This is a genomic window from Hymenobacter crusticola (assembly GCF_002154225.1).
Classification (GTDB): Bacteria; Bacteroidota; Bacteroidia; order Cytophagales; family Hymenobacteraceae; genus Hymenobacter; species Hymenobacter crusticola.
Window position 1 is genome coordinate 96,056 of record NZ_MTSE01000003.1, and the last position, 24,942, is coordinate 120,997.

The following is a 24,942-nucleotide window of genomic DNA, read 5'->3' on the forward strand; positions in this document are numbered from 1 at the left end:
TCAAGGATACAAAGGTAGGAGAGAAGACGTCACTGCCGCGGCAAAGCTAGCTTACAGCTTAAAGACAATGGGCAAGCTCGTCAGGATGGCATAGTCGGGCTTTTTGAATTGAAGCAGCTTTGCTACGCGCAAAGCCTCTTCACCGCAGCCCCCACCAACGCCTTTCACCAGCTTCACGCCCGACAGCGTACCGTCGGTATTCAGCGTGAAGCTCACGATGCAGGTGCCCTGAATGCGGTTGCGCTTAGCCAAGATCGGATACTTCAGCTCTTTCTCGATGAAAGCATACATGGCTTCCTGACCACCCTCGTAATATTCGGCCACGGGAATAGATTTGCCAACATGGCCAGGAGCCGGCGCGGCAGCTTCAGTAGCTGGAGTTGTTTCAGGCGTAGGCGCCGGCGACTTAGGGTTAGCTTTCTGTGCAAAAGCCGGGGCTGCAGCCGCTAACAAACCGAAAGCCAACGCAAACGTGATTCTTTTCATGTTGTGAGAACGAAAAAAGAGAAGAAGCAAAAGGAAAAATACAATGAAAGAAGGCAATTAGAAGGCCAATTTAAGAATTCTCAGCCGCCTGAGCCAATTGTCGGTTTACGTCTTCGATAAAGTTTAAGATCTCATCTCGTCCCGTCTTTTCGGCCGCGGAAGTGACAAAGTGCCGCGGTAGCTCGTCCCAGGTCTCCTGGAGCTTAGCTAAGTAACTTGTCACGTTCTGGTGCGCCCGGCTGCCCGACATCTTATCGGCCTTGGTAAATACCAACACGAAGGGGATGCCTTCCGTGCCCAGCATCTCAATAAATTCTAAATCAGGCGCGAGCGGGGCATGGCGTGAATCGATCAATACGAACACACAAGCTAGGTTTTCACGCTTACGCAAGTAATAATTAATCATCTTGCCCCATTGTGCCCTCGATTCTTTGCTCACCTTCGCATAACCGTAGCCAGGTAAGTCGACTAGGAACCACTGGTCGTTAATTAAGAAGTGATTGATCAATTGCGTTTTACCTGGCAGCGACGAGGTTTTTGCTAAGCCATTCTGCCCCGTCAGCATATTAATTAGAGAAGACTTGCCCACGTTGGAACGGCCAATAAAAGCGTACTCGGGTAACGTAGGGGGTGGGCATTGCTCGACTCGCGAGTTACTCATTACAAACTTTGCTTCGCGAATGATCATAGACAAGAAATCTAGTTATTACGGGCAAAGGTAGAAGAAACAGAAAGGCCGTCGAGGACATAAATTTCGAATAATACCCTTGTTGTTAATGTTGTAGCGCTATATTTGCGCGGCTTGGTGGGTAAATACGGCAAGGCTTCTGCTATGCCGTATTGTATTCTACCTAGGTATAGTGTCCAACATACTTTAATAGGATGCTAGAAAGATTGTATTATGAAATTTATATCTTTGCCTATTATATCGTCTCATTTTCATCACTAGTATGCAAGCTAGGGGATAGTTGAGAAAGTGATTCTGTGCTATTATTACCCCAAACATTCTCCTGTTTGCCTCAACCCTAGAACTGGTTTTCAGTATAAAACGCATTTCTAGAAGGGACAGTAGACTTTTTTCTGTTGGCCCCTTCTTTGTAACCGCTTATTTTCAAACTCCTCGCTAACAATGGACAACTTAGTCAGAAGGTTATTGAAAGCCTCTTGCGCCTTAGCGCTGGGCGCAGCTATGGCCCAGCCAGCGCTGGCCCAGAGCACGCGCAAGCAGCTAAAGACCGCAAACAAGTTCTTCGACCAAGAGAACTACCGGGCCTCCATCCCTTACTACGAGCAAGTGTTGGCCAAGGAGCCGAATAACGCCCAGGCATTATTTCGAGCCGGTATCGCCTACATGTCCTTTGATAAGGAGAAGGCAAGTGACTATATCTATAAGGCGCAGCGGCTGAAGCCGAAGGTGTCGAAAGATGTAGAATACTGGCTTGGGCGCGTAGACCACCTCAACTATAACTTCGATGAGGCTATCACACACTTCCAGGCCTACAATGCTACGCTCAAGAAGAAGACGGATACCCGCAAAGCCGAATTGGCTCAGCTGATTCAGCACAGCAAAAATGCCAAGGTGCAGTTCAACAGCCCCAAGGATATTTTTGTAAAGAACCTAGGCCCGACCGTCAACACGCAATACTCAGAGCATAGTCCGGTTATCTCTACCGATGATAAACTGCTGCTGTTCACGTCTCGCGGGGAGAACGTAACGGGCGCAGGCAATGCAAATTCTAAAAAGGGCGGCAACATCGCTTCTGACGGGGAGTACTACGAAGATATCTTCGAAACCCAGCGCATCGACGAGGACGAATGGCAGAAGCCTCGCTCCTTAAGTGGCGTGCTGAACGGCAAAGGCCACGATGCTTCAACGCAGCTGTTCGATAACGACACAAAGCTGCTGATGTACCGACAGGACGAGAATGGCGACATTTTCTACTCTGAAAAGAGTGGTGGCGATTGGGCGCCTCCCAAGAAGTTGAATGGCAACATCAACTCAAAAGCGTATGAAGGCGACGCCTACATCACGCCCGATGGTTTAACAATTTACTTCTCGACGGGTAAGTACTCGGAAGACGGCACGCTGGACCTGTACTACGCGACGCGGCAGCCAGGTGGTGATTGGGGACAAGCCAAGACCCTAGGTAATGCCATCAACACTAAATACGACGACGATAGTCCGTACCTGAGCCGCGATGGCAAGACGCTGTATTTCAGCTCGCGCGGCCATAATACTATGGGTGGCTACGACATCTTTAAGTCGCAATGGGATTCGGTAGGACGTAAGTGGGGCCGGCCTGAAAACATGGGTTACCCTATCAACACGCCTGATGATGACATTTACTATCGACTGAGCCCAGATGGTAGCTATGCTTATTTGTCCAGCTACCGCATTGGGGGCTACGGAGAAAAGGATATCTACACAATCAACTACATCAAGAACATCAATATTCGGGGCAAGGTGTTTAGTGCCCGCGACAGTAGCTCCGTAATTCCGGGTGTAGAGTTGGTGTTCTCGGGTACGCAGGCCGACAAAACTGCGCTGAGCTACCGTGACGTGACCAAGCCTGAGACGGGGGACTACGGGGTGAGCGTGCTTTCGGGCCGGACGTACCAAGTAGCAGTATCGAAAGATGGCCAGAACATCACCACAGTAGAGTTGGCAGTGCCGATTTCGACCAATGATTCGACGTCGATTACCAAAAACTTCTACGTACCGTATGTTGATACGACCAGCCAATCGGCGTATGCGTTCAAGAAGATCTATTTCGATACCGACAAGTATAACCTGCGGCCGGAGTCTATCTCGGAGCTAGACAACATCGCTAAAATACTGAAAGCCAATCCCGGCCTGAACGTTTCGGTAGAAGGTCACTGCGATTCGCGCAACACCGACGAGTACAACATGGAGCTAGGCGACAACCGCTCCACGGCTGCCTACAAGTACCTTCTGAAGAAAGGTGTGTCGGATGCGCGGCTAGTGACGGTAAGCTACGGCGAACGTCGTCCGGCTGCTCCCAACGATTCGCCGGAGAACATGCAACTGAATCGTCGCGTAGAGTTCCGAGTGATTCTAAAGGAGGGGGAAACGGCCCCGACGATCAACCCAGTGTCGTCAAGCACCGGAAATATGAGTACTTCGTCGAGCGTAGCACCCGCTAGCAGCTCTACTCTGACGACCACGACGGCACCGCTGCAACCTGGCAAGACCAAGATAAAGCAGGCAGACGGGACGAAGATAAAAACCAAAGTCGACGAGAATTCTGACAAGGTAAAAGTGAAAGCCAAAGGCCCTCAGGGCGAAGAGGCAAAGACCAAAACCAAAAACGGAACGATTGACTCGAAGGCAAAAGACGCTAACGGCGAAAAAACTAAAGTGAAGACTGACAACGACTAAGCCAGCTCACATGCGCTTCCAACGGGCCGGGCATTGCGTCCGGCCCGTTTTTTTTCAACATAATCGAGGGCAAGGCGTTATGTTTGAACAATTAGCCCATCCATTCTTCGTTCTTGGCTTCAGAAGTATGACCGTTGTACCCTACAAAGACGACGCTGCCGGCAAAAAAACGCAGGTAGCCCAAATGTTTAACAGCATAGCTGGGAAATATGACTTTCTGAATCATTTCTTGAGCGTAGGCACCGACATCTACTGGCGTCGTAAGGCAGTAGGTGAGCTTAAGCAGCTACGGCCAGCCCTCATTCTGGATATTGCAACGGGTACTGCCGATTTTGCCATTGAAACGTTGCGTGCTGCATCGCCCGACGCTCAAATAACGGGCGTCGATATTTCGGAAGGCATGCTGGATGTAGGTCGGCGTAAGCTAGCCGAAAAAGGGCTTTCGAACCGCATCCACTTAGAGCTAGGAGATTCGGAGAATTTGCCTTTTCCCGATAATCACTTCGATGCAGTAACAGCTTCGTTTGGAGTACGTAACTTTGAAAACCTCAAAAAGGGACTCGCTGAGATGCAGCGGGTGCTACGCCCTGGTGGGAAAGTGGTTATTCTGGAGTTCTCCAAACCCACGGCTTTTCCGCTAAAGCAGGCTTACAATTTCTATTTCCGGCATATCCTGCCGGTGTTCGGTAAACTAATTTCTAAAGACCGCGCGGCCTATACCTACCTGCCCGAATCGGTGCAGGCTTTTCCGGATGGCCCCGCTTTTCTTTCCATCTTGGCGCAAGTTGGCTTTAAAAACCCCGCATGGCAACCTCTTACGTTCGGCATCAGCTCTATCTACACCGCTCAAAAATAACGCGCTTCGCCTTCGCAGCCCTCGCGGCGGCTGTTGTTGCGCTTCCGAGCCATGCCCAGAATAAAAGCCGTACCAAGTCGAGCCGCACCAAAAGCGGCCACGTGAAGTCCATTACCACGGATAACCTGCCGGGCTATGACGACAAGTGGTTTCACCCAGGCTTCTATCTAGCGCCAAATTTTTCGCGCTTCCAGATTCAGCAGTCAGCGAGTTACATCCAGGCCATTAACAGCGGCCAGGGGATTTCTGCAAATGCTTTGGTTAGTCCAGGCTTTTCGGTGGGTTTTGTCGGCGATGTGCGCTTGGCCGACTATCTGACGCTACGTTTCACGCCAGGGGTTAGCTTTTTATCACGCCGAATTGAGTTTACCAATCAAGGGTATTCGGGGCAGGATACTATTGTTACGCAGGAGATTGGCTCTACGCAGATCGATTTACCTGTGTTGTTTAAGCTCCACTCACAAAGGCGGCGTAACACGCGTGTGTATGTGGTAGGTGGTATCCGACCTAGCTTCAACGTAGGCAATCGACGCAAGAATCCTGAACTCTTCAAACTGCGCGCCGATGATACAGACCTAACCTTGGAATACGGCGTGGGGCTAGACCTGTTCTACCCCTTATTCAAGTTTGCCCCGGAGCTTCGCTTTTCTAGTGGTCTGAAGAACTTGCTTCTGCCTGGCACGGATGTCTACAGCAACAGTTTGCAACGACTCACTAGTAATACTGTAACGCTGTATCTGACGTTTGAATAAAAGAGCTAAATGGCTGAATGATTTACTGGTACGCTGACGAGTTGTTGAACTGGCCACTATCGAAGCATCCAGCCATTTAATAGGATAACCCATGACCAAAACTGCTTTCATTACGGGTGCTTCGTCCGGGATAGGCCGCGCCACAGCTGTTGCTTTAGCTAAGGCTGGTTTTCAATTAGTAGTGACCGGACGCCGGGCCGAACGGCTTCAAGACCTAGCCCAGCAACTTGCTCCCACACCGGTACACGTTCTGACGTTCGATGTGCGCGACCGCGCCGCCGTAGAAACGGCCGTTGCTAGCTTGCCTGCCGAATTCCAAATAATTGATGTACTAGTGAATAACGCGGGCAATGCACACGGCCTAGCACCTATCCAGGACGGTGACCCAAACGATTGGGACATGATGCTGGATGGCAACGTGAAAGGCTTGCTGAACGTGAGCCGCGCGCTGTTACCTGGGATGACGCAACGCAAGCAGGGGCACATCATCAATATCGGTTCGATTGCCGGTCAGGAAGTTTACGCGAATGGCAACGTGTATTGCGCTTCGAAAGCGGCCGTGGCCGCGCTGACCAAAGGCATGCGGATTGATTTGCTGCCTCATCACATTAGAGTGGCAGAGGTAAACCCAGGCGCCGTGGAAACAGAGTTTTCGGAGGTGCGCTTCAAGGGCGACAACGAGCGGGCCGCGAAAGTGTACCAAGGGTACGAACCGTTGCGCGCCGAAGACGTAGCGGACGTCATTCAGTTCATGGTAACCCGGCCGCCACACGTGAACGTGGCGGAGGTATTGTTGCTACCAGCCGCACAAGCATCAGCGACGCTGATCAACAAAGAATAAAAACCTAGCTTTTCGGCGGCAACTCGAAGAATTTGGAGCAGAATGAGTTATTTCGTTCTGCTCCTTTTGATTTTGTCGCTACCCTATGCCTGGTTATCAGTCCCTCGCCGATATTGCCGCCATCGAACAAGTGCCGCTGAGTGCCCGGCCTCTTGCGCCGAATACCTTTGAAATGCTTCGGCGCGGCGCCATGCTCAATCCGCAGGCAACTGCCTTGCGTTTCGTATTCAACGGAGAAAAGCCTACTGAGTCGGTCGACTTTAACTACGCTGACTTGCTCAGGCATTTTTATCAGGCGGCTAATCTGTTCCATACTATAGGAGTTGGCGCCACCGACGTAGTATCGTATGTGCTGCCAAACCTGCCCGAAACGACTTTTACGCTTTGGGGTGGACAAGCGGCTGGCATTGTTAATCCCATTAATCCGCTGCTGGAACCTAGCCAGATTGCGGAGATTCTGAATGCGGCAGGTACTAAGGTGCTCGTTACGCTACGCGCTTTCCCTAAAACCGATATCTGGCAAAAAGTGGAGGCAGTAGCCGCACTAGTACCTAGCCTTGAAACCATTGTAACCGTCGACATGCTGCCGTACCTATCGCTGGTGCAGCGGTTGGCGGTTGGCGCGACGCGCTTAGGCAAAGGCCAGCCAGCGTTACCGGGCAAACGGGTAGTAGATTTCAACCAGTTGCTGCGCCAGCAGCCCGACGATCGGCTTATAGCAGGCCGTCAGATTGCCCCCACCGATACGGCCTGCTATTTCCACACAGGCGGCACTACGGGCACGCCGAAGCTAGCCCCACTCACCCACCACAACCTGACGGTCATCACCTACAGCGCTTCTCAGCTGCTAGGCGACAGCACAGAGAAGTTGGTGTTTTTCTGCGGGTTACCGCTCTTTCACGTGAATGGCGTGGTCGTGACGGGCAGCATTCCGTGGTCGTTGGGGCACACGCTGGTGCTGGGTAGCCCGGCCGGCTACCGTGGCCCAGGTATCTTAACCAACTTCTGGCAATTGGTGGAGCATTACCGGCTGTCGTTGTTCAGTGGGGTGCCAACTATCTTCACGCGGTTGCTTGAGCTTCCCATTAGTAAGCGCGACGTAAGCTCGTTGCGTTACGCTATCTGTGGGGCGGCGCCGATGCCGGTGGAGGTCATTCGCGAGTTTGAGCGCCGCACGGGGCTGCGCGTGTCGGAGGGCTACGGCTTCACAGAAGGCTCGTGCATCAGCAGCGTAACGCCGCTGGGAGGGGAGCCGGTGCCGGGCTCTATCGGGCTGCGCGTGCCCTACCAAGAGGTAAAAGTGGTGGTGTTGGATGAGCAAACCGGCGCGTATCAGCGCGACGCGGCCGTGAATGAAAGCGGCGTTATCGTGGTGCGTGGTGCTAATATATTCCAAGGCTACTTGCAACCCGAGCACAACAAAGGCATTTGGGTGGATACGGAGGATGGCCGCGGGGACTTCTACAACACCGGCGACCTAGGCCGGCAGGACGAGCGAGGGTATTTCTTCATCACTGGCCGCAAGAAGGAACTCATCATCCGGGGCGGACACAACATCGACCCCAAAATCATTGAGGAAGCCTTGGCGCAACACCCCGCCGTAGCCCTGGCCGCCGCCATTGGCAGCCCCGATAAAGATGCTGGCGAGCTGCCAGTAGCTTACGTGATGTTGAAAACGGGGCAACAGGCAACAGCAGCTGAGTTACTGGCCTTCGCCGAAGCCAACATTCCCGAGCGAGCCGCTGTGCCCAAGCATATTCACATCGCCGCGGAATTTCCCCTCACGGCTATTGGTAAAATCTTGAAGCCGGTGCTGGTGAAGCAGGAAATCTGCCGAATATATGAGCAGGAGCTAGGGAAGGTTTCTGGTCTAAACGTCAGCAATATTTCCGTGCGCGAGGATAAGAAGCTAGGGTTAGTGGCGGCGGTGAAAGCCACTGGTGGCGCCGACGCGGCTAGTTCTATTAGGCAGGCGCTAAGTGGCTACGCCGTGCCGTGCGAGGTGGAGGTAGTGTAATAGGGCTACAAGAGAAAATGGTTTGCTTCCTGAAGCATAAAACCTGGCGTGATGATATGGCTAGGTTTAGTCATATCGGGTTGTTAGATAGGTATTTATGAGTGACTTTGGCTAAATTCGAGTGTAATAGCAGGTCTTGTAATCGACTAATTAGGAACTGGATTCCTCCTTATGGCAAGGGTAGGCCCGATCGGTGTATAGCAGAGCAAGGACTTCAGCTGAGCTTGTCATCTTCAACACAGGACTTGTTTCGGGCGAAATCAGAGATGCTCGTTCGTTGGCACCGTTGCTAGGAGCTGTTTTGAAAGTATATTTTGAGAGCCAAAGGTTTGCAGTTGAGGATTTTACGAATTTGCAGGGTAAGCTATTCTTTGTCAAGAAACACGAGGTAGATAAGCTAACAGTTCATTATGCTAGGTATCGAACTGTAAGTCTGGGCTGTAGCTATAGTAGCAGAAAGGCTTGCTAGCTGCCTACTTCCGCAAATACCTACTCAAATCTGACACCGATGCAATACCTAGCTGCGCGGCTTGTTGCTGCCGCATGAGCAAGGCATACGTATTGTTGAAGCCAATTGGAGCAAGCCACTCTAAGCCATAGCGGCGACGAAAGTCTTGCTGCACGTATTGGTACACGGCTTTCGGGTCGCCGTGTAGGGAGTCGAGGGTGGCGGGGGATGGCTGGAGCAACACGAGCAAACCGGTGCCTGTGTATTCAGGATACAGGTCAATAGCGCCGTTGCGGAGCGCTTCGAAGCAGATGCTGGTGCCGCCTAGTCCGGTTTTGGTAGCGACATCCAGACTGGTATAGCCCCGGATGAGCGCCGCGTACATCTCGGCCAAGATGTACTGCTCAGAAAAGATTTTGGAACCTAGCACGATGGTCGCGCCACGGACAGGTTGCGGAGCGCGCCACAAGCCGCGTTTGCGCAGAAATTCGAGGGCGACGGCGCGAGGTGCTTCGTGCAGATAATCGACGCGGTAGTTGAGCTCCGTCATCACGGAGTCGTTGATTTGGCCGGCTAGCTTTTCCAGCACCGGCTGGAGTTCGGGGTGTTCGGCTAGCACACGCTGGCGCACCACGGGCGCGGCGAAGTAAGGAGGGAAGGCGCGGCGGTCGTCGCGGAGCACGCGTAGGTTGTAGGCTTTGATGCGGCCATCGGTGGAATAGCCGTCGATTACGTCAACGTCCTTGTGGTGCGCGGCTTCGTACACCAAGGCGGGCGCAATCACCACGTTGGGCACTTCCAGGTGGTAGGTGCTGCGCACGCCGGGTAAGCCGTCGGCGCGGCCCACGAACTCGGGGCTAAAGCCCGCCAGCAGTTTGCCCGTTGCGCGAGGCAGCAGGTACAATCCGCTCAGCAGTGGGAGCAATACCAGCAGTGCACCACCTACGCGCACCAGCTTGCGTGCACTCAAGCGTTGTAAGCCAGCCAGCGCTGCGTCGAAAGCCAATGCTAGCCCTGCGGCCGGAATAGCACCCGCCAAGATCATGGCGGGGTTGTTCAGGGCAATGCCACCAAAGATGAACTCACCTAGGCCACCCGCAGCAATGTAGGCCGCCAGCGTAGCCACGCCAACGTTGATCACCGTGGCTGTGCGGACTCCGGCGAACAGGACTGGCAACGCCAGTGGCAATTCTACGCGGCGCAGCACCTGTCCATCAGTGAGGCCTAGGCCCCGAGCCGCTTCTACCACCGCCGGGCTCACGCCTTGCACGCCCGCCAGCGTATTGCGAATGATGGGCAGCAGCGAGTACAAGAACAGCGCGAAGATGGCAGGCCCAGGCCCAATGCCGAGAACTGGGATTAGGAAGCCGAGCAGTGCGATACTGGGGATAGTTTGAAGCACGCCCGTGAAGCCCAGCACGGCCGGTGCCCAGCGCGGCCGGCGGGTAAGCAGCAACCCTAGGGGCACGCCCACGAGCACCGCCAGCAGTAGGGAAGCCGCCGTTAGCCCAATGTGTTCGAGGGTTTGCTGACCTAGCTTACTAGCCTGCGCTTGCCAGAAGGTAAAAAGTTCTTTTAACGTTTCCAAGCTGTTTCCTCTTGTTGTAAAGCTTTGCCGAATGCAGTCATAAGCTGCGGTAAGTCAAGTTGATAAGATGCTGTGTCTAAAGCGTCAGTACTAATGGAAAGTACTTGTTCCTGTGCGTTATTCGTTGGCTTCGATGCGGCGGTAAGAGCCGAGGAACCTGCCGTTGCAGGCGCACCGTTCGTTAAGCTTTCCAATGCTTCTTGGACTGTAGCAGATGCCAGCAGAGTTTCGACGGTGTTGGCCGCGTTGCGCTGAGTTTGTGCTTCAGGCAGAAACGGTAATATATCTAGCAGCCGCAGCGTGCGCAGTTGCAGCCCTAGCCTTTCGGCCGCGAAAAAGCGCCGTACAAAGTCATTAGCTGGTTGGAAAAGCAACTCGCGGGGCGTGCCAAGCTGCTGAATCCGGCCGCCGTCAAGCAGGGCAATGCGGTCGGCTAGCTCAAATGCTTCGACTACGTCGTGGGTAACGAGCACGACAGTTTTGCGGCGCAACTCATCCAGCTCCCGAAACTCGCGGCGGATGCTAGCCCGCGTGATGGGGTCGAGGGCACCAAAGGGCTCATCCAGGAGAATAATGGGCGGATCGGCTGCTAGCGCCCTAGCCAGGCCGACGCGCTGCTGCTGGCCGCCAGAAAGCTGCTGTGGATACTGGTGCGCAAAGCGCTCAGCCGGCAAGTGGAGGCGGGTAAGCAGCGCCTCCGTACGCTGGGCAATAGCAGCTGGTGCATGGCCAAGCAAGCGGGGCACGATGCCAATGTTGTCGGCCACTGTATAATGGGGCAGCAGGCCAACTTGCTGAATCACATAGCCCATGCCGCGCCGCAGCTGTTCGGGGCGTTGGGTGCGCACATCCTGGCCATTAACTTCCACGCTACCACTGGACGGCTCAATCAGGCGGTTGAGCATCTTGAGCAACGTCGTTTTGCCGCAGCCACTCGGGCCGAGCAGCACCAGCGTTTCGCCCTGGGCTAGCTCCAGGCTGATATCTTGCACCACGGCTAGGTCGCCGTAACGCTTGCTGAGATTGCGCACGCGAATCGTGGGGACGGGGGAATGGGGAGAAGACACAGATAGAAAAGCCGAACAGTAGAGGTTGGTAAGGTAAGCCGGATACGTCGAATCAGCGAGCTTGGGCACCGCAGATGTTGGTTTGGCTTTATCTTGAGGGCCCGATTCATTCCAAGTTCTTCGTTCTATGTTCCTAAAACGCTTACCCGTCCTGTTGGCTAGCTTACTGCTAGGTTTCACCCAACTTGCTTTTGCTCAGACGACTAGTGTTTACTCCGCCACCGAGCCGTTAGCCCATACCTTCTCCATCGTTGCGCGCGACCCTGCCACCGGCGACATGGCCGTGGCCGTGCAAAGTCACTGGTTCTCAGTGGGTACATCTGTGAGCTGGGGTGAGGCAGGAGTGGGCGTCGTGGCCACGCAGTCCTTTACAAATAAATCCTTTGGCCCGCGCGGGCTAGCGCTGCTGAAGAGCGGCAAAATGGCTCAGCAAGTCCTCGACGAGCTGCTCGCCAACGACGAAGGCCGCGACGTGCGCCAAGTCGCTATTCTGGATGCCCAAGGCAACGTGGCCACCCATACCGGCAAAAAGTGCGTCGACGAAGCTAGCCACGTGAAGGGCACGCAGTTTTCGGTGCAGGCCAACATGATGCTGAATAGCACCGTGCCCGCGGCCATGGCCAAAGCTTACGAGCAGAATGCCAACTTGCCCCTAGCTGAACGGGTACTTGCCGCCCTCGACGCGGCCCAAATAGCCGGGGGCGACATTCGCGGCCGACAGTCGGCGGCGCTACTGGTCGTGCGCGGCAAAGCCACCGAAGGCCCCTGGGCCGACCGCCTCATCGACTTGCGGGTGGATGATAACGACGTGCCGCTGAAGGAGCTGCGCCGTTTGCTCAGCCTGCACCGCGCCTACGAGCACATGAACGCCGGCGACCTAGCCGTGGAGAAAAACGACGTGCCCGGCGCCATTCGCGAATATCAAGCGGCGGAGAAGATGTTCCCAAATAACCTGGAAATGAAGTACTGGCATGCCATTTCGCTGGCTAACAAGCAGCAAGTGCCTGCCGCTATAGCCTTGCTGCGTCCTATTTTCAAGCAGGAGCCCAATTGGCGCATCCTCACCCAGCGCCTACCCAAAGTGGGCTTGCTCACCGTGAGCGACGCCGAGCTAAAACAGATTCTAACCTTGAAATAACCGAAATAGAGCTTCTGCTGGTCAGGCGACCCCAACTGCTCGACTGGAGCCGATGCCTACTTTTAAAACTGCTCTAACCCCATCCCATTTGCTATGCGCATTTCCTTACTGCTTTCTTGCTTCTGTCTTTGGGTACTCACGGCCTGCAACCTAGGTCGGCAGCCAGAAACTATTGCTAAGCCAGCTACCACTATTTACCTGGTGCGTCACGCCGAAAAGGACCTGACACCGGGCCTCAACGATCCGTCACTCACGCCGGCTGGTCGGCAGCGCGCCATTGCCCTGCGCGACTCCCTCGCCCCGCGTAGTCCCGTGGCGCTCTTTACCACCGATACGCGTCGCACCCGCGAAACCCTGGCGCCGCTGGAGGCTGCCCTCCAACTCACGCCCATGAGCTACGACGCCAAAGATCCTGCTAGGTTAGCGGATCTGATCCGGCGCGAGTATGCCAACAAAAAAGTGGTAGTGGTAGGTCATTCCAATACTCTCTTGCCGCTCATCGAAGCATTCGGCGTAACCCGTCCCATGCGTGAAATTGCCGATGAGCGCTATGATTACCTATTCGAGATTCACCTGCCAGCCGAAGGCACGGGAACCATCGGGGTGACGCGCTACGGAGCTAGGCGGTAGATTCGTACGGTTAGCTCAGTGCTGCTAGGTTGGATTACGGGCATACTTTCCACTCGCAACGCGGGCAACTACGCCAGAAGATTTCCTAGCGTAGGTGCCAAGACGAACGATAAATCCGCTCCTTTCAGCGGGTAGACAATAAACCCGGGCAAGCAGCGGGAGATACCAAAAAAGCTTTTACCAATTTCGTACTAAAATTCTGAGTTGGTTCTACTAATACGTTATGATAAAGGAAATGCCAATACCAAAAAATGAGGCTTCTGCTGCATTCGCAGACTCGAAACCGCATTATAATATACTCGATGGTTTACGCGGAATAGCGGCAGTAACAGTTGTATGTTTTCATCTATTCGAAGCCTATGCGACTAGCCATATAGATCAAAAAATTAACCACGGATATTTAGCAGTCGATTTCTTTTTTATTCTGTCCGGTTTTGTTGTTGGCTATGCTTATGATGATCGATGGAACACCATGACAATAACAGATTTTATCAAGCGTAGATTTATTCGCTTGCATCCGATGGTCGTTGTTGGTGCTATCATCGGCGCTATTATGTTCTACTTTCAAGGTTGCGCTACCTGGGACGTTTCAAAAGTATCTGCACCTAGGTTATTGGTCGCTACTTTTATAAATGCTTGTTTGATTCCGGCAACCCCCGGGTTTGAAATTAGAGGAGTTGGAGAAATGTTCCCGCTGAATGGTCCGAGCTGGTCTTTATTTTTTGAGTATATCGGTACCTTTCTTTATGCATTCTTTATTCGTAAGCTTCCTACCAAAGTACTTTCTGTACTCGTTTTCTGCGCTGGTTGTGGATTGGCAGCATTTGCCATTTGGGGCCCGTACGGCGATATATGCGTCGGATTTTCTCTCACAGAAGATAATATACTTGGTGGTTCTTTACGGCTGCTTTTTTCATTCTCAGCAGGTTTGCTCCTGGCCCGTGTATTCAAACCTACCAATGTGAAAGGTGCTTTTTGGATCGGCAGCCTAACTGTTATTATTGTATCAGCAATACCTCGAGTTGGCGGTAGTGATAACTTGTGGATGAACGGGTTATATGATACAATTTGCTTTGCTATTATCTTTCCTTTGCTTGTTTATGTAGGAGCTTCAGGAAAGACTACGGATAAGTTAACTATTCGGCTATGCAAGGTCTTAGGTGATATTTCTTATCCGCTTTATATGGTGCATTATCCCTTTATCTATTTATATTATGCTTGGGTTAAAAATGAAAACTTGACATTCGAACAATCGCTGCCCGGTGCCATAGCACTTGTTGTGGGGTCTATACTACTAGCTTATCTGTGCTTAAAGTTGTATGACGAACCTGTGCGCAAATTTTTGACAAAGCGCATTTTGCAAGTGCGAGGGTAGTTGATAGTTATTTAGCGATACTTACTGAATACTTGTTGCTAAATGTTACCGAATGTGTCAGTATTATTCTTGTGCACTTTAGATAGGTGCGTAATAAGAGAAAGATATATAATTTTTCTCTTGCATTAACACAAAATCACTTTCGCTTGTCCGCTAGGAGTTGTTCGATAATATGCTCACTCGGTCAGTTTCGTCATCTGGCCGAAATGTGCATTCAAGGCCATTCAACTCAACTACCGCCTACTATTTCCGCAAAGCCCCTCACAACCATCCTTCGAATGAAAACAACCGCTACCGTCTTTCTGCTAGCACTTAGCTGCCAGCTCACGTTCGCGCAGCAAAGCACCTTACCCGTTCTGAAGGAGGCTAAGCCCGAGACGGTGGGCATGAGCACTGACCGCCTCCAGCGCCTCGACCGGGTACTGCAAGAATACACGTCGCAAAACCTAGTGCCCGGCGCCATTGCCTACATTGTGCGCGATGGCAAAGTGGTGTACAACAAGGCTTTCGGCGTGGATGATGTGGCCGCGAAAACGCCCTTGCAGCGTGATGCCATCATGCGCATAGCTTCCCAAACCAAAGCCATTACCAGCCTGGGGGTGATGATGCTCTACGAAGAAGGCCGCTTTCTGCTTGATGACCCCATTTCGAAGTACATTCCTGCTTTTGCCAATCAGAAGGTGCTGGCTACCTTCAACGAAAAAGACTCTAGCTACACCACCGTGCCGGCCAAGCGGCCGGTCACGATTCGCCAATTGCTTACCCACACGTCGGGTATCGGCTATGCCGTTATTGGCAGCAAAGAAAGCAAGGCTATCTACGCCAAAGCACACGTTCCTAGTGGAATAGGTACGCCGAGTGGTTCACTGGCAACGGCCATGAATGCCCTAGGGCCGCTGCCACTAGAGCACCAACCGGGCGAGCGGTTTACCTACGGCTTGAGCGTAGACGTGCTGGGCTACCTAATCGAGGTGCTTTCCGGACAGTCGCTCGACGAGTACTTTCGGCAGCGCATCTTCGAGCCACTCGGCATGAAGGACACCTACTTCTACCTCCCCGCTGCCAAGCAAGCGCGGTTGGCTACGCTCTACACCGAAGATGCCACGCGTCACACCATCAAGATGGGCATGCACGACGGCATTACGCCTGTGCCTGATTATCCGAAAACCAAGGGTACGTACTTCTCGGGCGGGGCGGGGTTGTCGTCCACCATTCAAGACTACGCCATCTTCCTGCAAATGATGCTGAACGGCGGCGAATATAATGGCCGCCGCTTGCTGAGCCCGACTACCGTGCGCTTGATGACTATCAACCAGATAGGCGAGGTAGAACAGGGCGGAGGCAACAAATTTGGCCTAGGTTTCAGCCTGACGACCACCAAAACAACGGGGCGTTTGGGCGAGTCGGAGGGGGCGTTTGGGTGGGGTGGCATCTTCGGCACCACCTACTGGGTCGATCCGAAAGAAGGCATTGTGGCCCTGCTCTACACCCAAAAGTCCCCTAATAGCAGCAGCAGCCTTCAAGATAGGTTTCGGACACTGGTGTACCAGGCGCTGACTTCGTCGCGGGTGGCTCGTTAGCGGGTACTAGCTGCTAGGCGTGCAACCTAGGTTCGCTTTCATTGTACTTAGCCGTGCCGCGCCGGCTTCTGCGTGGCGGTTTTCTTTCCTCAATCTTACCTGAATGATGCATTTTGCTCCGCGTTGGCTTGCTCTGGCTGGGCTAGCTTTGGTTACAACTGCCACTTCCGTATCGGCCCAAACGGGTACGAAAATCGATTCTACCAACATCCGCAAGATCTACGACGAAGCGCTGCTACGCGGGCAGAGCTACGAAAACTTGCGCCAGCTCACGGGCACTATTGGCGGCCGCCTGAGTGGTTCGCCGCAGGCGGAGAAAGCCGTGCAGTGGGGCAAGGTAACCATGGAGAAGCTAGGGCTCGACCGGGTGTATTTGCAGGAAGTAATGGTGCCGCACTGGGTGCGCGGCCCCAAAGAGAAAGCGCAGATCAAGCCCGCCAAAGGCAAAGGTATAGCGTTGAATGTTTGTGCGTTAGGTGGCTCTGTCGGAACCAATGGTAAAATGCAGGCTGGGGTTGTGGAAGTGGATAGCTGGCAGGAGCTAGCGGCCATGCCCGATGATAAGGTCAAAGGCAAGTTCATCTTCTACAACCGCCCCATGAACCCCACCTTCATCGAGACGGGTCGGGCGTACGGCGACGCGGGCGACCAGCGGCGGCGCGGGGCCATCGAAGCAGCCAAGCGAGGTGCCATCGGGGCGCTGGTTCGGTCATTGTCCTTGGCCCACGATGACTTTCCGCATACCGGCACTATGAGCTACGACGAGCAGGTAAAGAAAGTACCCGCCGCCGCGCTCAGCACCAACGATGCCGACGAACTCAGCCAACTCCTCAAAGCCGACCCCGGCCTGACGGTGGAGCTAGAAATGGGCTGCCAGCAGTTACCAGAGGTGAAATCGTACAACGTAATCGGGGAAATCAAAGGCTCAAAGTACCCCGATGAAATCATCAGCGTTGGGGGCCACCTCGACTCGTGGGACCTAGCCCAGGGTGCCCACGACGACGGCACCGGCTGCGTGCAAAGCATGGAAGTACTACGCCTGCTGAAGGCAACGGGCCTGCGCCCCGAGCGCACGGTGCGGGCAGTACTATTCATGAACGAGGAGAATGGCACCCGCGGCGGCAACAAATACGCCGAGCTAGCCAAAGCCGCCAACGAGAAGCACCTCGCCGCCATGGAGTCGGATGGGGGCGGCTTCACGCCGCGTGGCTTCGGAATAGAAGGCTCGCCGGAAGTGGTGAAGAAGGTGCAGCAATGGAGCCCGCTGTTTGCGCCTTACAAGAGTGAGGAAATTGGCCCCGGCCACGGCGGCACGGATATTGGCCCGCTGAAAGAGCAGGTGAAAGCCCTCATCGGCTACGAGTGCGACGACCAGCGCTACTTCGACATCCACCACACCGCCGCCGATACGTTCGATAAGGTAAACCGTCGCGAGCTGGAGCTAGGTGGCGCCAGCATGGCCGCCCTGATCTACTTGATGAGCAAATACGGTCTGTAAGCAGCTTCCTCTGGTAAATCCGCCTGTTATCCCGCCAACAACGTAGAGCGAGAGGACAGGCGGGTTTTTTATGTAGAATCGTAAAGCAATAGCCAGTGAACACACTCTATTTAGTTGCCTTGTTGCCCCCGGAGCCGGCGTTTTCGGAAACGTGGGCGATGAAGCAGGAGGTAAACCGGCTCACCGGTAGCCGCAACGCCGTGCGACTGCCCCCGCACATCACCCTCATTCCGCCCACACGCCAGCCCGATGCCTTTGAAGCTAGGTGCGCGGCTGTGCTGGCGGAGTTTGCCGCCACGCAACAGCCGCTCACAGTTGGCTTGCACAACTTTGCTTGGTTTGGCAACCGAACGCTGTTTGTGCACGTGAGCGAAGCAATGGCGCTGAAAGCCTTGCACGCAACACTTACCGATTGGTGCGCCACCCACTTGCCCGAAGTGCCCCGCGAAAATCGTCCGTTTACGCCGCATCTCACCCTCGCTACCCGCGACTTGCCGCCGGCGCAAGTGCCGGAGCTACGTCAGCTTTTCGCCACGCGGTCGTACGAGGCTAGCTTCGTCGTGCAGAACTTCACGCTCTTTCGCCACAATGGGCAGCAGTGGCAGCCCAAAGCTACCTTTGTGCTAGGATAGAAGTGCACCTGCACCATGGCGTAGTATTATCTGGCTTGCTAAGTTGCCTTATCTTGGTTGCCAGAACGTCTGATAAACAACGTGTAACAATTGAGCGGGCTGTGGCGCGTTCGGCCCAAGCGTTTGGATCATTCGTCTTGTTACTTATTCATACACCATGAAAATTATTCTCGTCGGTGCTACGGGCACCATTGGCAAAAAGGTAACGGCCACGCTCGAAAACGACCATGAGCTAGTAAAGGTCGGGTCGAAGAGCGGTGATGTGCAGGCCGATATCACCTCGTCAGAATCCATTGAGGCCATGTACAAGCAGATCGGCGCGTTCGATGCGCTGATCAGTACCGCGGGTGGGGCGCACTTCGGGCCGTTAGCCAATATGACGGCCGCTGATTTTCAAAAAGGACTCAACAACAAACTATTAGGGCAAATTAACCTCGTGCTCATCGGGCAGCATTACATCAGGCCCAAAGGCTCCTTCACGCTGTCGTCGGGTATCTTGTCGGATGACCCGATCCGCAACGGCGCCAACCTGACCACCGTCAATGCCGCCGTTAATGCCTTTGTGCGAGCAGCCGCTATTGAGCTGGAAAACAATGTCCGCATCAACGCTGTGAGCCCCGGCTTGGTGGAAGACTCAGCGGCGATGCTGCCTGATTTCCCCGGTCACGCCCTAGCCAAGATGGACGTGGTGGTGAGAGCCTATCTGAAAAGCGTGCTCGGCGCCCAAACTGGACAAGTGTATCCGGCGGTGTAGCGACAGTCGTTGCCGCTTGGCAAAATTCACCACAAACAAAAAAGCCCAACTACCTAGGTAGTTGGGCTTTGCAATTCCGGCGCTCTGCTGCCAGAGCAACCGGGAGGCTTGCATGGTATGCACTTCCAAAACAGTGGCTAAGGGCAAAAGTTCCGCAGCTAGCTGGTCAAACAGCTTAGATGGCGCGGTACCTAGCGTTAGTTTGCCTCCAAAATCTGGAAGAGCTCATCCAGTTTGGGCGTCAAAATAATTTCCGTGCGGCGGTTTAGGGCCTTGTTCGTGGGGTTGTCGTTGGCGGCTACCGGCGAGTACTGCGAACGGCCCGAGGGCGTTACCTGGGTGGAGGGCAAGCCGGCTTGCGTCAGGATGCGCGTGATTTCGGTGGCGCGCAGCACGCTTAGGTCCCAGTTGTCTTTCATCCCCGCAATGCGGGCAATCGGCACGTTGTCGGTGTGGCCTTCCACCAGCACGTTCACATCTTGGTTACCTTTAAGAGCCTCCGCGAGCTTGCCCAGCGCATCCACACCTTTCGGGTCAACCTTCGTGGAGCCCGATTTGAACAGGAGCTGCTCGGAAAGCGAAACGTACACCTTGCCGTTTTTCACGTTCACGGTTAGGTCGTTGGCATTGAATCCTAGTAGGGCGTCGCCTACCTTTTGGCGCAAAGCTTTCACCGCCGCGTCTTTTTGGTCGAGGATGCGCTGCATTTCGGCGATGCGGGCTTCCTTGGCTTTCAGGTCTTCTTGGGTGGCACCTAGGCTAGAATTGAGCTGGCTAACCTGCTGATTTTTACTCTGCAAACTCGCTTTCAGCGCCTCTTCGGTTTGGGCACTCTGCTGCTCCAGGGCCGTTTTCTGAGCTTGCAGCTGGTCGCGGGCGCTGGTCAGGTCCGAATACTGGGCTTGCAGCGCTTTGTACTTCTTGGAGGAAACGCAGGAAGTGCCCGTGCTTAATAGGCCAACGCCCAGCATAGCTGTCAGCACGGTGCGGGAGAAGGGTAGGTTCATAGGAAGAACGAGTAAAGAGGTAAGACATCTTGTGCGCCCTCAAACGACGCGCCTGGTTTAAGCGTTGTCGAGCTGAGGCGGGGCAAAAGTAACAGGATTCACCTGGGCTTACCTGCCTTCCCAAGGGCTAAAAGCAAAAGAACAGCGCGTGCCCGGACAAGAAAAAAGCGGAAACAACATGTTTCCGCTCTTCTATTTGAGTTTTAATACGATGGCTTTTTACATGGTCGTCACGAGGATAACCCCATTCTTACCCTGCTCGCCACACTGGCCAATGGCTTTTTGTCCTTCCACTATTATCGTTTATTGATGCTCTTCACGTCCAAGGCTTCAGCATTTTGGGGTGAAGGCTCCCATTACCAAGGTGTTTGGCAAGAAGCTCGCTTTCGTGTTGCTCGCTTTGGTGTTATCAGTGCCTTGTGTAGTTGTTGAGAGGTTATAGTGTTGCTTAAAACGCTTAACTGCTTCCGAGTCTTTATTCGCCTTCGTGATGATGCTGATAACGCCAGCCGTTTCGACGCCGAAAAGCTTCTGTGCTTCTTGCCCCTTGAATACGTTCATGCTTTCAATAAGCTCCGGGGCTAGGTTGGCTACTTCGCTTTTGTCACTTTCTCTGCCGTCTACGAAGTAGATCATGTTATCTGGCAGCTTGACTTCACGTTTCGCTTTAGCGGCCTGGCTAATGTCTACCGTCGTTGGTTGGGTAGAAGCGGAGCTAGGTTCTACCTGCGGCTTCGAGCAATTGACTGTTATCACGATTAGGCTAGGTACCAGAAGAGCGTAGGCGAGCAGACTCACCGACGAGGAGCGTTGTTTGTTCATCATGAGGATACGGCTTTTAAGGGTGCAAAATGTGAAATGATTGGCAAGCGCCGCAGTCGGAGCTAGCCTGCTGATTTTAAGAAGGTTGTACTGGTAGGTTTTGGCATCGAGCAGACCGGTGCGCAGCACGGCGCGGTCGGTAATAAATTCGAGGTTGTCTTGCACGGCGCGGCGCAACCACCACGCAGCCGGGTTGCACCAGCAAATGGCCTGCACGAGCTGGGCAACCAACACATCCAGCGTATGCCATTGCTGCACGTGCACCTGCTCGTGGCGAAAAATCGCTGGAAACTCGGCCGCGGTGTGCTGGTCGGGGCTCAGGTAAATTGTTTGCCAAAAGGAGAAGGGACTGACAGGTTCCGCTACGTGCCGAAAAGCTAAGCCTTGCCACCGCGCCGGCCGAGAGCGTTGGTGCACCTGGTAAAGTGAAGCTAGCTGCAACAGCAAGCGCGTCAGTAGCACTCCAGTGCCTAGCCCGTAGACAACCAGCACGATATTCCAGTAGCTAGCCTCCAAGGCTTGCGGGCGCGGGAGTACCAGCGGTGTCCAAGTGGCCGGCAAGAGCGGAGTGGGAAGGGGCTGGCGAAACCACTGCAGTACCGCCACAACGTCCACGAAAGGGTAGGCCACGGCAAACCCAAGCGCAAACAGCAGAAACCAGCGGTTGAGCCCGTAGAACGTGAGCCGGCGCAGTACTAAGTAATACGCTGCGCAAAACAGCAGCAAGGCTCCATTCACTTGCAGCAAATACACGAGTAAGGCTGGCATCGCTACTTCGGTTTGTCTTGCTCAATCATCCGAATGATCTCCTGCAACTCATCGGCGCTGATTTTCTGCTCTTTGGCAAAGAAAGAAACCAGCTCTTTGTAGGAGTTGCGGAAATAGTCGCTCACGAAGCTGCTCATAAACGTGCGGCGGTAGTCCTCGGCCCGCACCAGCGGCGCGTAGCGGTAGGAGTTGCCGAGCTTGGTGCCTTGCACGTAGCCTTTGCGCTCTAGATTACGGATGGTGGAAGCTAGGGTGGTGTAGGGCGGCGCCGGAGTGGGGAGGTGTTCCAGCACGTCTTTCACGAAACCACCGTCGAGCTGCCATAGCACTTGCATGGCATCTTCCTCGGGTTGTGTTAGTCGTTCCATTGTAATTACGATGTTTTCGTAATACTACGAAGTTTTAGTAATACTACGAAGTTTTCGTAATAAAAGATATCTCGGTGGAAATTTTTTATCAACTACCCGGCTACATAGTAAGCTAGTAGAGTGTCCGAGCGCTGGAAGTATAGCGTTCTACAGCGCCTACTAGCCTAGCTTATCCTGTGCTGCTAGGGTCTGGAGCAACTATCAGCGGACGGAAGCGTACCGCTGAGCGGCAACATTGCTTGTTATCTGCGCAAAGCTGCCCTACTTGCAGCCGTCTTCCTGGTCGCTCATTCTTCTGCATTTGCCGTTTGCGTAGTTTACTCCGTTTTTTTACTTGCTTACAGCGTAGCCTGCCAGCCAGTTTGCTGCTCCTCGGTACGGTAGCAGCGCAGGCGCAGGCTCCTGGGGCTGCTAGGGTGCATTATTGGGTTTTTCTGCGCGATAAAGCGGGCATGCGCTTGCAGCCTGCTACTTACTTCGTGCCCCAAGCCCAGGCCCGTCGGCGGCGCCAGCACCTGCCGGCCGCCGACAGCACCGACTTTCCTGTGCGCCCCGATTACGTACGCAGCGTACAAAACCTAGCCGATACCGTCACCTACGTGAGCCGTTGGTTCAATGCTGTGGCTTGCCAAGCCACGCCCGCGCAAGCTGTTGCGCTGCAGCGGCTGCCCGGCGTCCGAGCCGTAGTAGCGCGCACGCCCATCGACCTAGCTCCCGCCAGCCGCGACGATGCGCCCGAGCCGGGAGAAAAAGAAATAACCGCCGCCGACCGTCAGCTTGCCCGCCGCCAAACGGCGAGCCTAGGTGCCGCTGCTTTCACGAAGGCGGGGCTTGCCGGGCAGGGCTTGCGCATTGCCATCTTCGACGTAGGCTTTCTTGGTGTCGACCGCCATCCGGCTTTTCAGCAGCTGCTGCGCGACAAACGCATTGTGGCCACGCACAACTTCGTGCGGGAGCATACATCGGTGTTTGCCAGCGGCCGGCACGGTACTGAAGTGCTGTCCTGCATTGCTGGCGTGCTGCCTGATGGTACGCCCCTAGGGCTAGCGCCCCAAGCGGAGTTTCTTCTCGCCCGTACCGAGCGCCTCTACCGCGAGCTATACGTGGAGGAAGAAGCCTGGCTGGCCGCCGTGGAGTGGGCCGACCGCAACGGCGCCGACATCATCAACTCCTCTTTGGGCTACACCAACCGGCGCTACTTCCCGGAGCAGATGAACGGCCGCACCAGCTTGGTTGCGCGGGCCGCCGAGTTAGCGGCTCGCAAAGGCATCTTGGTTGTCAACGCCGCTGGCAACGACGGCGACGATGACTGGCACACCATCGGGACGCCCGCCGACGGCGACTCGGTGCTAGCCGTTGGGGGCCTCGACCCAGATACGTACTTGCACATCGATTTCAGTAGCTATGGCCCGGCAGCTGGCCGGCTCAAGCCTAACGTTGTCGCTTTCGGGACGGTGCTGGCGGCGGCACCGGGCGGCGGGTATGTGCGTACGCAGGGCACCTCGTTCTCGAGCCCGCTGGTTGCTGGCTTCGCGGCTTGCGTGTGGCAACAGAACCGTAAGCTGTCGGTTATGGAGCTGTTTGGTAAGCTTCAGGAATCGGCTACATTGTACCCATACTATGATTATGCTCATGGTTACGGCACGCCGCAGGCTTCGTTCTTTGTCACTAAGGTGGGCCGTTCGGTTGTCGAAGCGGCTCCTTCTTTTGACTTCGTGCGGCAGGATAGCATGCTCGCTGTGATTATCCGGCCTGCGGCATCTTTCGTGCCGGCCCATACGCTACCGCTATATGCTGATTCGGTGGTGGCCGTTTCGCCCGATAATGCCGCTGACAACGTGCCCGCCGTAGGCCGTGAGCAGCCACTCCGCGCCCCCGACGCTACCATGCTCGTCGAAGATTCGTCGCCGTTAGCACTCACGCCCCCTCGCTATCTGTACTGGCACTTAGCCGACCAACGCGGGGTGCTGCGTAGCTACGAAGTGCGCGACGTGACGCAGCGCGCCGTGCTGCGCATTCCGTTGCGGCTACTACAGCCTGGCGACCAGGTTCGGGTGCATTATCGGGGTTACACGCAAAGCTACTTACGGCCATGAGAAAGTGGCTATTACTCTCCGGCCTAGCCATTTTGCCCCTGCTAGGTGCGCCTATGGCCCAGGCGCAGCGCGTGCTATTGCAGGCCGATGTGGCGCAGGATACCCTGCCCACGAGCTCCGGCCCAAACCGGACCTATTTCAGCCATCTGTACCTAGGATACGCCGCCGCCGTTGGGCGAGCTTCGGGGCCCGGCGTCGACTTGCAGTTTGGGCGGTCTGGCGAGCTTCAGGTGGGGTGGCGCAACAAGCTTCGGCTCCATCAAGCGCTGGCGCTGGGGCTGGATTTGCGCTACGCTCGGCTCGGATACTACTTGAAGCAAAACGACCAAAAGACGGTACCCACAGCTACGCGCTACGAGCGGGAACACATTACCTTGTCGCAGTTGCAGGGTGAAGCATTTGTGCGCTTAAGTGCCGGTCGGCGCGGCAATGCCATCGGTCGCTACGTCGACTTGCTGGGTTGGGGCGGTTGGGTGATGGGCTCCTCGCATTATTACCTGGAAGCGGCTACGGCAACTGCTAAGAAGCGGCAAGTAACGGAGCGCGGCCTCCGCTACGTGCAGCGGTGGCCCTACGGAGTGGGACTGCGCCTAGGCTCGGGGCGCTACGCCGTTACTGGCCGCTACCGGTTGTCCTCCACCTTTGCGGGCGCCGCCCAGAGCCGCTACCCGGAACTTCCGCGCTGGACGGTGGGGCTGGAGCTAGGATGGTTTTAGCTCAGCGTGAAACCACCGAATAGGAGCCAATATTTACCTATAGTAAGATCAATATGCACATTTTGGTACAAAATTGGCTCCGATGCTAAGGTAGCAGCTACTC

Annotated in this window: 20 protein-coding genes and 1 pseudogene; 14 read left to right on the forward strand and 7 right to left on the reverse strand. The window is 54.7% G+C overall.

What is annotated here, in order from left to right; all coding sequences use genetic code 11:
- Positions 1-51 precede the first annotated feature (51 nt).
- Entirely contained in the window at positions 52-486 is a 435-nt protein-coding gene (locus tag BXP70_RS06760) for an energy transducer TonB (protein ID WP_086593284.1), read from the reverse strand.
- A gap of 70 nt (positions 487-556) precedes the next feature.
- Positions 557-1,174, reverse strand: a complete 618-nt coding sequence (gene yihA / locus BXP70_RS06765; RefSeq protein WP_086593285.1) for a ribosome biogenesis GTP-binding protein YihA/YsxC — start codon at positions 1,172-1,174, stop codon at positions 557-559.
- 441 nt (positions 1,175-1,615) lie between these two features.
- On the opposite strand from yihA, the gene BXP70_RS06770 reads away from it, so the two are divergent.
- The 5 genes from BXP70_RS06770 (at position 1,616) to BXP70_RS06790 (ending at position 8,352) form a co-directional block, all read left to right on the forward strand.
- Positions 1,616-3,886, forward strand: coding sequence for an OmpA family protein (locus BXP70_RS06770; protein ID WP_245849542.1), 2,271 nt, complete (start codon positions 1,616-1,618; stop codon positions 3,884-3,886).
- Positions 3,887-4,013: 127 nt separating this feature from the next.
- Positions 4,014-4,742 carry a bifunctional demethylmenaquinone methyltransferase/2-methoxy-6-polyprenyl-1,4-benzoquinol methylase UbiE gene (gene ubiE / locus BXP70_RS06775; protein WP_086593287.1) on the forward strand — a complete coding sequence of 243 codons (729 nt, stop codon included), beginning with the start codon at positions 4,014-4,016 and terminating at the stop codon, positions 4,740-4,742.
- On the forward strand, positions 4,691-5,494 hold the full coding sequence (gene porT / locus BXP70_RS06780; RefSeq protein ID WP_086593288.1) for a type IX secretion/gliding motility protein PorT/SprT: 804 nt from the start codon (positions 4,691-4,693) through the stop codon (positions 5,492-5,494). Before ubiE ends, porT begins: the two co-directional genes overlap by 52 nt.
- A gap of 91 nt (positions 5,495-5,585) precedes the next feature.
- The gene (locus tag BXP70_RS06785; RefSeq protein WP_086593289.1) at positions 5,586-6,335 is read left to right on the forward strand and encodes an SDR family NAD(P)-dependent oxidoreductase; all 750 of its coding nucleotides are present in this window, start codon (positions 5,586-5,588) and stop codon (positions 6,333-6,335) included.
- Between the two features lie 85 nt (positions 6,336-6,420).
- On the forward strand, positions 6,421-8,352 hold the full coding sequence (locus tag BXP70_RS06790; protein WP_086593290.1) for an acyl-CoA synthetase: 1,932 nt from the start codon (positions 6,421-6,423) through the stop codon (positions 8,350-8,352).
- Positions 8,353-8,825: 473 nt separating this feature from the next.
- Here the strand turns inward: BXP70_RS06790 and BXP70_RS06795 are convergent, their stop codons facing one another.
- Together BXP70_RS06795 and BXP70_RS06800 are read right to left on the reverse strand one after the other, a co-directional pair.
- Positions 8,826-10,388 (reverse strand): ABC transporter permease/substrate-binding protein, encoded by a 1,563-nt coding sequence (locus BXP70_RS06795; RefSeq protein WP_086593291.1) that lies wholly within the window; start codon positions 10,386-10,388, stop codon positions 8,826-8,828.
- Positions 10,376-11,455 (reverse strand): ABC transporter ATP-binding protein, encoded by a 1,080-nt coding sequence (locus BXP70_RS06800; RefSeq protein ID WP_245849543.1) that lies wholly within the window; start codon positions 11,453-11,455, stop codon positions 10,376-10,378. The genes BXP70_RS06795 and BXP70_RS06800 overlap by 13 nt, the downstream gene beginning before the upstream one ends.
- Positions 11,456-11,582: 127 nt before the next feature.
- Between BXP70_RS06800 and BXP70_RS06805 the strand changes: the two genes are divergently transcribed.
- From BXP70_RS06805 to BXP70_RS06835, 7 genes and pseudogenes are all read left to right on the forward strand, one after another.
- Positions 11,583-12,593, forward strand: coding sequence for a DUF1028 domain-containing protein (locus BXP70_RS06805; RefSeq protein WP_086593292.1), 1,011 nt, complete (start codon positions 11,583-11,585; stop codon positions 12,591-12,593).
- 93 nt (positions 12,594-12,686) lie between these two features.
- Positions 12,687-13,223 (forward strand): histidine phosphatase family protein, encoded by a 537-nt coding sequence (locus tag BXP70_RS06810; RefSeq protein WP_086593293.1) that lies wholly within the window; start codon positions 12,687-12,689, stop codon positions 13,221-13,223.
- Between the two features lie 223 nt (positions 13,224-13,446).
- The gene (locus tag BXP70_RS06815) at positions 13,447-14,598 is read left to right on the forward strand and encodes an acyltransferase family protein (protein WP_245849545.1); all 1,152 of its coding nucleotides are present in this window, start codon (positions 13,447-13,449) and stop codon (positions 14,596-14,598) included.
- A gap of 278 nt (positions 14,599-14,876) precedes the next feature.
- Positions 14,877-16,178: a serine hydrolase domain-containing protein gene (locus BXP70_RS06820; protein ID WP_086593294.1), complete on the forward strand. Its 1,302-nt coding sequence runs from the start codon at positions 14,877-14,879 to the stop codon at positions 16,176-16,178.
- Positions 16,179-16,284: 106 nt separating this feature from the next.
- On the forward strand, positions 16,285-17,676 hold the full coding sequence (locus BXP70_RS06825) for a M20/M25/M40 family metallo-hydrolase (RefSeq protein ID WP_086593766.1): 1,392 nt from the start codon (positions 16,285-16,287) through the stop codon (positions 17,674-17,676).
- A 95-nt stretch (positions 17,677-17,771) separates the two neighbouring features.
- Entirely contained in the window at positions 17,772-18,308 is a 537-nt protein-coding gene (locus tag BXP70_RS06830; protein ID WP_143436394.1) for a 2'-5' RNA ligase family protein, read from the forward strand.
- A 112-nt stretch (positions 18,309-18,420) separates the two neighbouring features.
- Positions 18,421-19,062: pseudogene (locus BXP70_RS06835) on the forward strand (short chain dehydrogenase); the annotation flags it as partial.
- Between the two features lie 197 nt (positions 19,063-19,259).
- Here the strand turns inward: BXP70_RS06835 and BXP70_RS06840 are convergent.
- The 3 genes from BXP70_RS06840 to BXP70_RS06850 all read right to left on the reverse strand — a co-directional run bounded on the left by BXP70_RS06840 (position 19,260) and on the right by BXP70_RS06850 (position 22,027).
- A complete protein-coding gene (locus tag BXP70_RS06840) occupies positions 19,260-20,069 on the reverse strand; it encodes an OmpA family protein (RefSeq protein WP_086593297.1) in 810 nt (269 codons plus the stop codon).
- A gap of 330 nt (positions 20,070-20,399) precedes the next feature.
- On the reverse strand, positions 20,400-21,659 hold the full coding sequence (locus tag BXP70_RS06845) for a M56 family metallopeptidase (protein ID WP_086593298.1): 1,260 nt from the start codon (positions 21,657-21,659) through the stop codon (positions 20,400-20,402).
- A gap of 2 nt (positions 21,660-21,661) precedes the next feature.
- Positions 21,662-22,027 (reverse strand): BlaI/MecI/CopY family transcriptional regulator, encoded by a 366-nt coding sequence (locus BXP70_RS06850; protein WP_086593299.1) that lies wholly within the window; start codon positions 22,025-22,027, stop codon positions 21,662-21,664.
- Between the two features lie 308 nt (positions 22,028-22,335).
- Here BXP70_RS06850 and BXP70_RS06855 point away from each other — a divergent pair, with 308 nt between their 5' ends.
- Together BXP70_RS06855 and BXP70_RS06860 are read left to right on the forward strand one after the other, a co-directional pair.
- Positions 22,336-24,123 carry a S8 family serine peptidase gene (locus BXP70_RS06855; protein ID WP_143436395.1) on the forward strand — a complete coding sequence of 596 codons (1,788 nt, stop codon included), beginning with the start codon at positions 22,336-22,338 and terminating at the stop codon, positions 24,121-24,123.
- Positions 24,120-24,839 (forward strand): hypothetical protein, encoded by a 720-nt coding sequence (locus tag BXP70_RS06860; protein ID WP_086593301.1) that lies wholly within the window; start codon positions 24,120-24,122, stop codon positions 24,837-24,839. Before BXP70_RS06855 ends, BXP70_RS06860 begins: the two co-directional genes overlap by 4 nt.
- Positions 24,840-24,942: the final 103 nt, after the last annotated feature.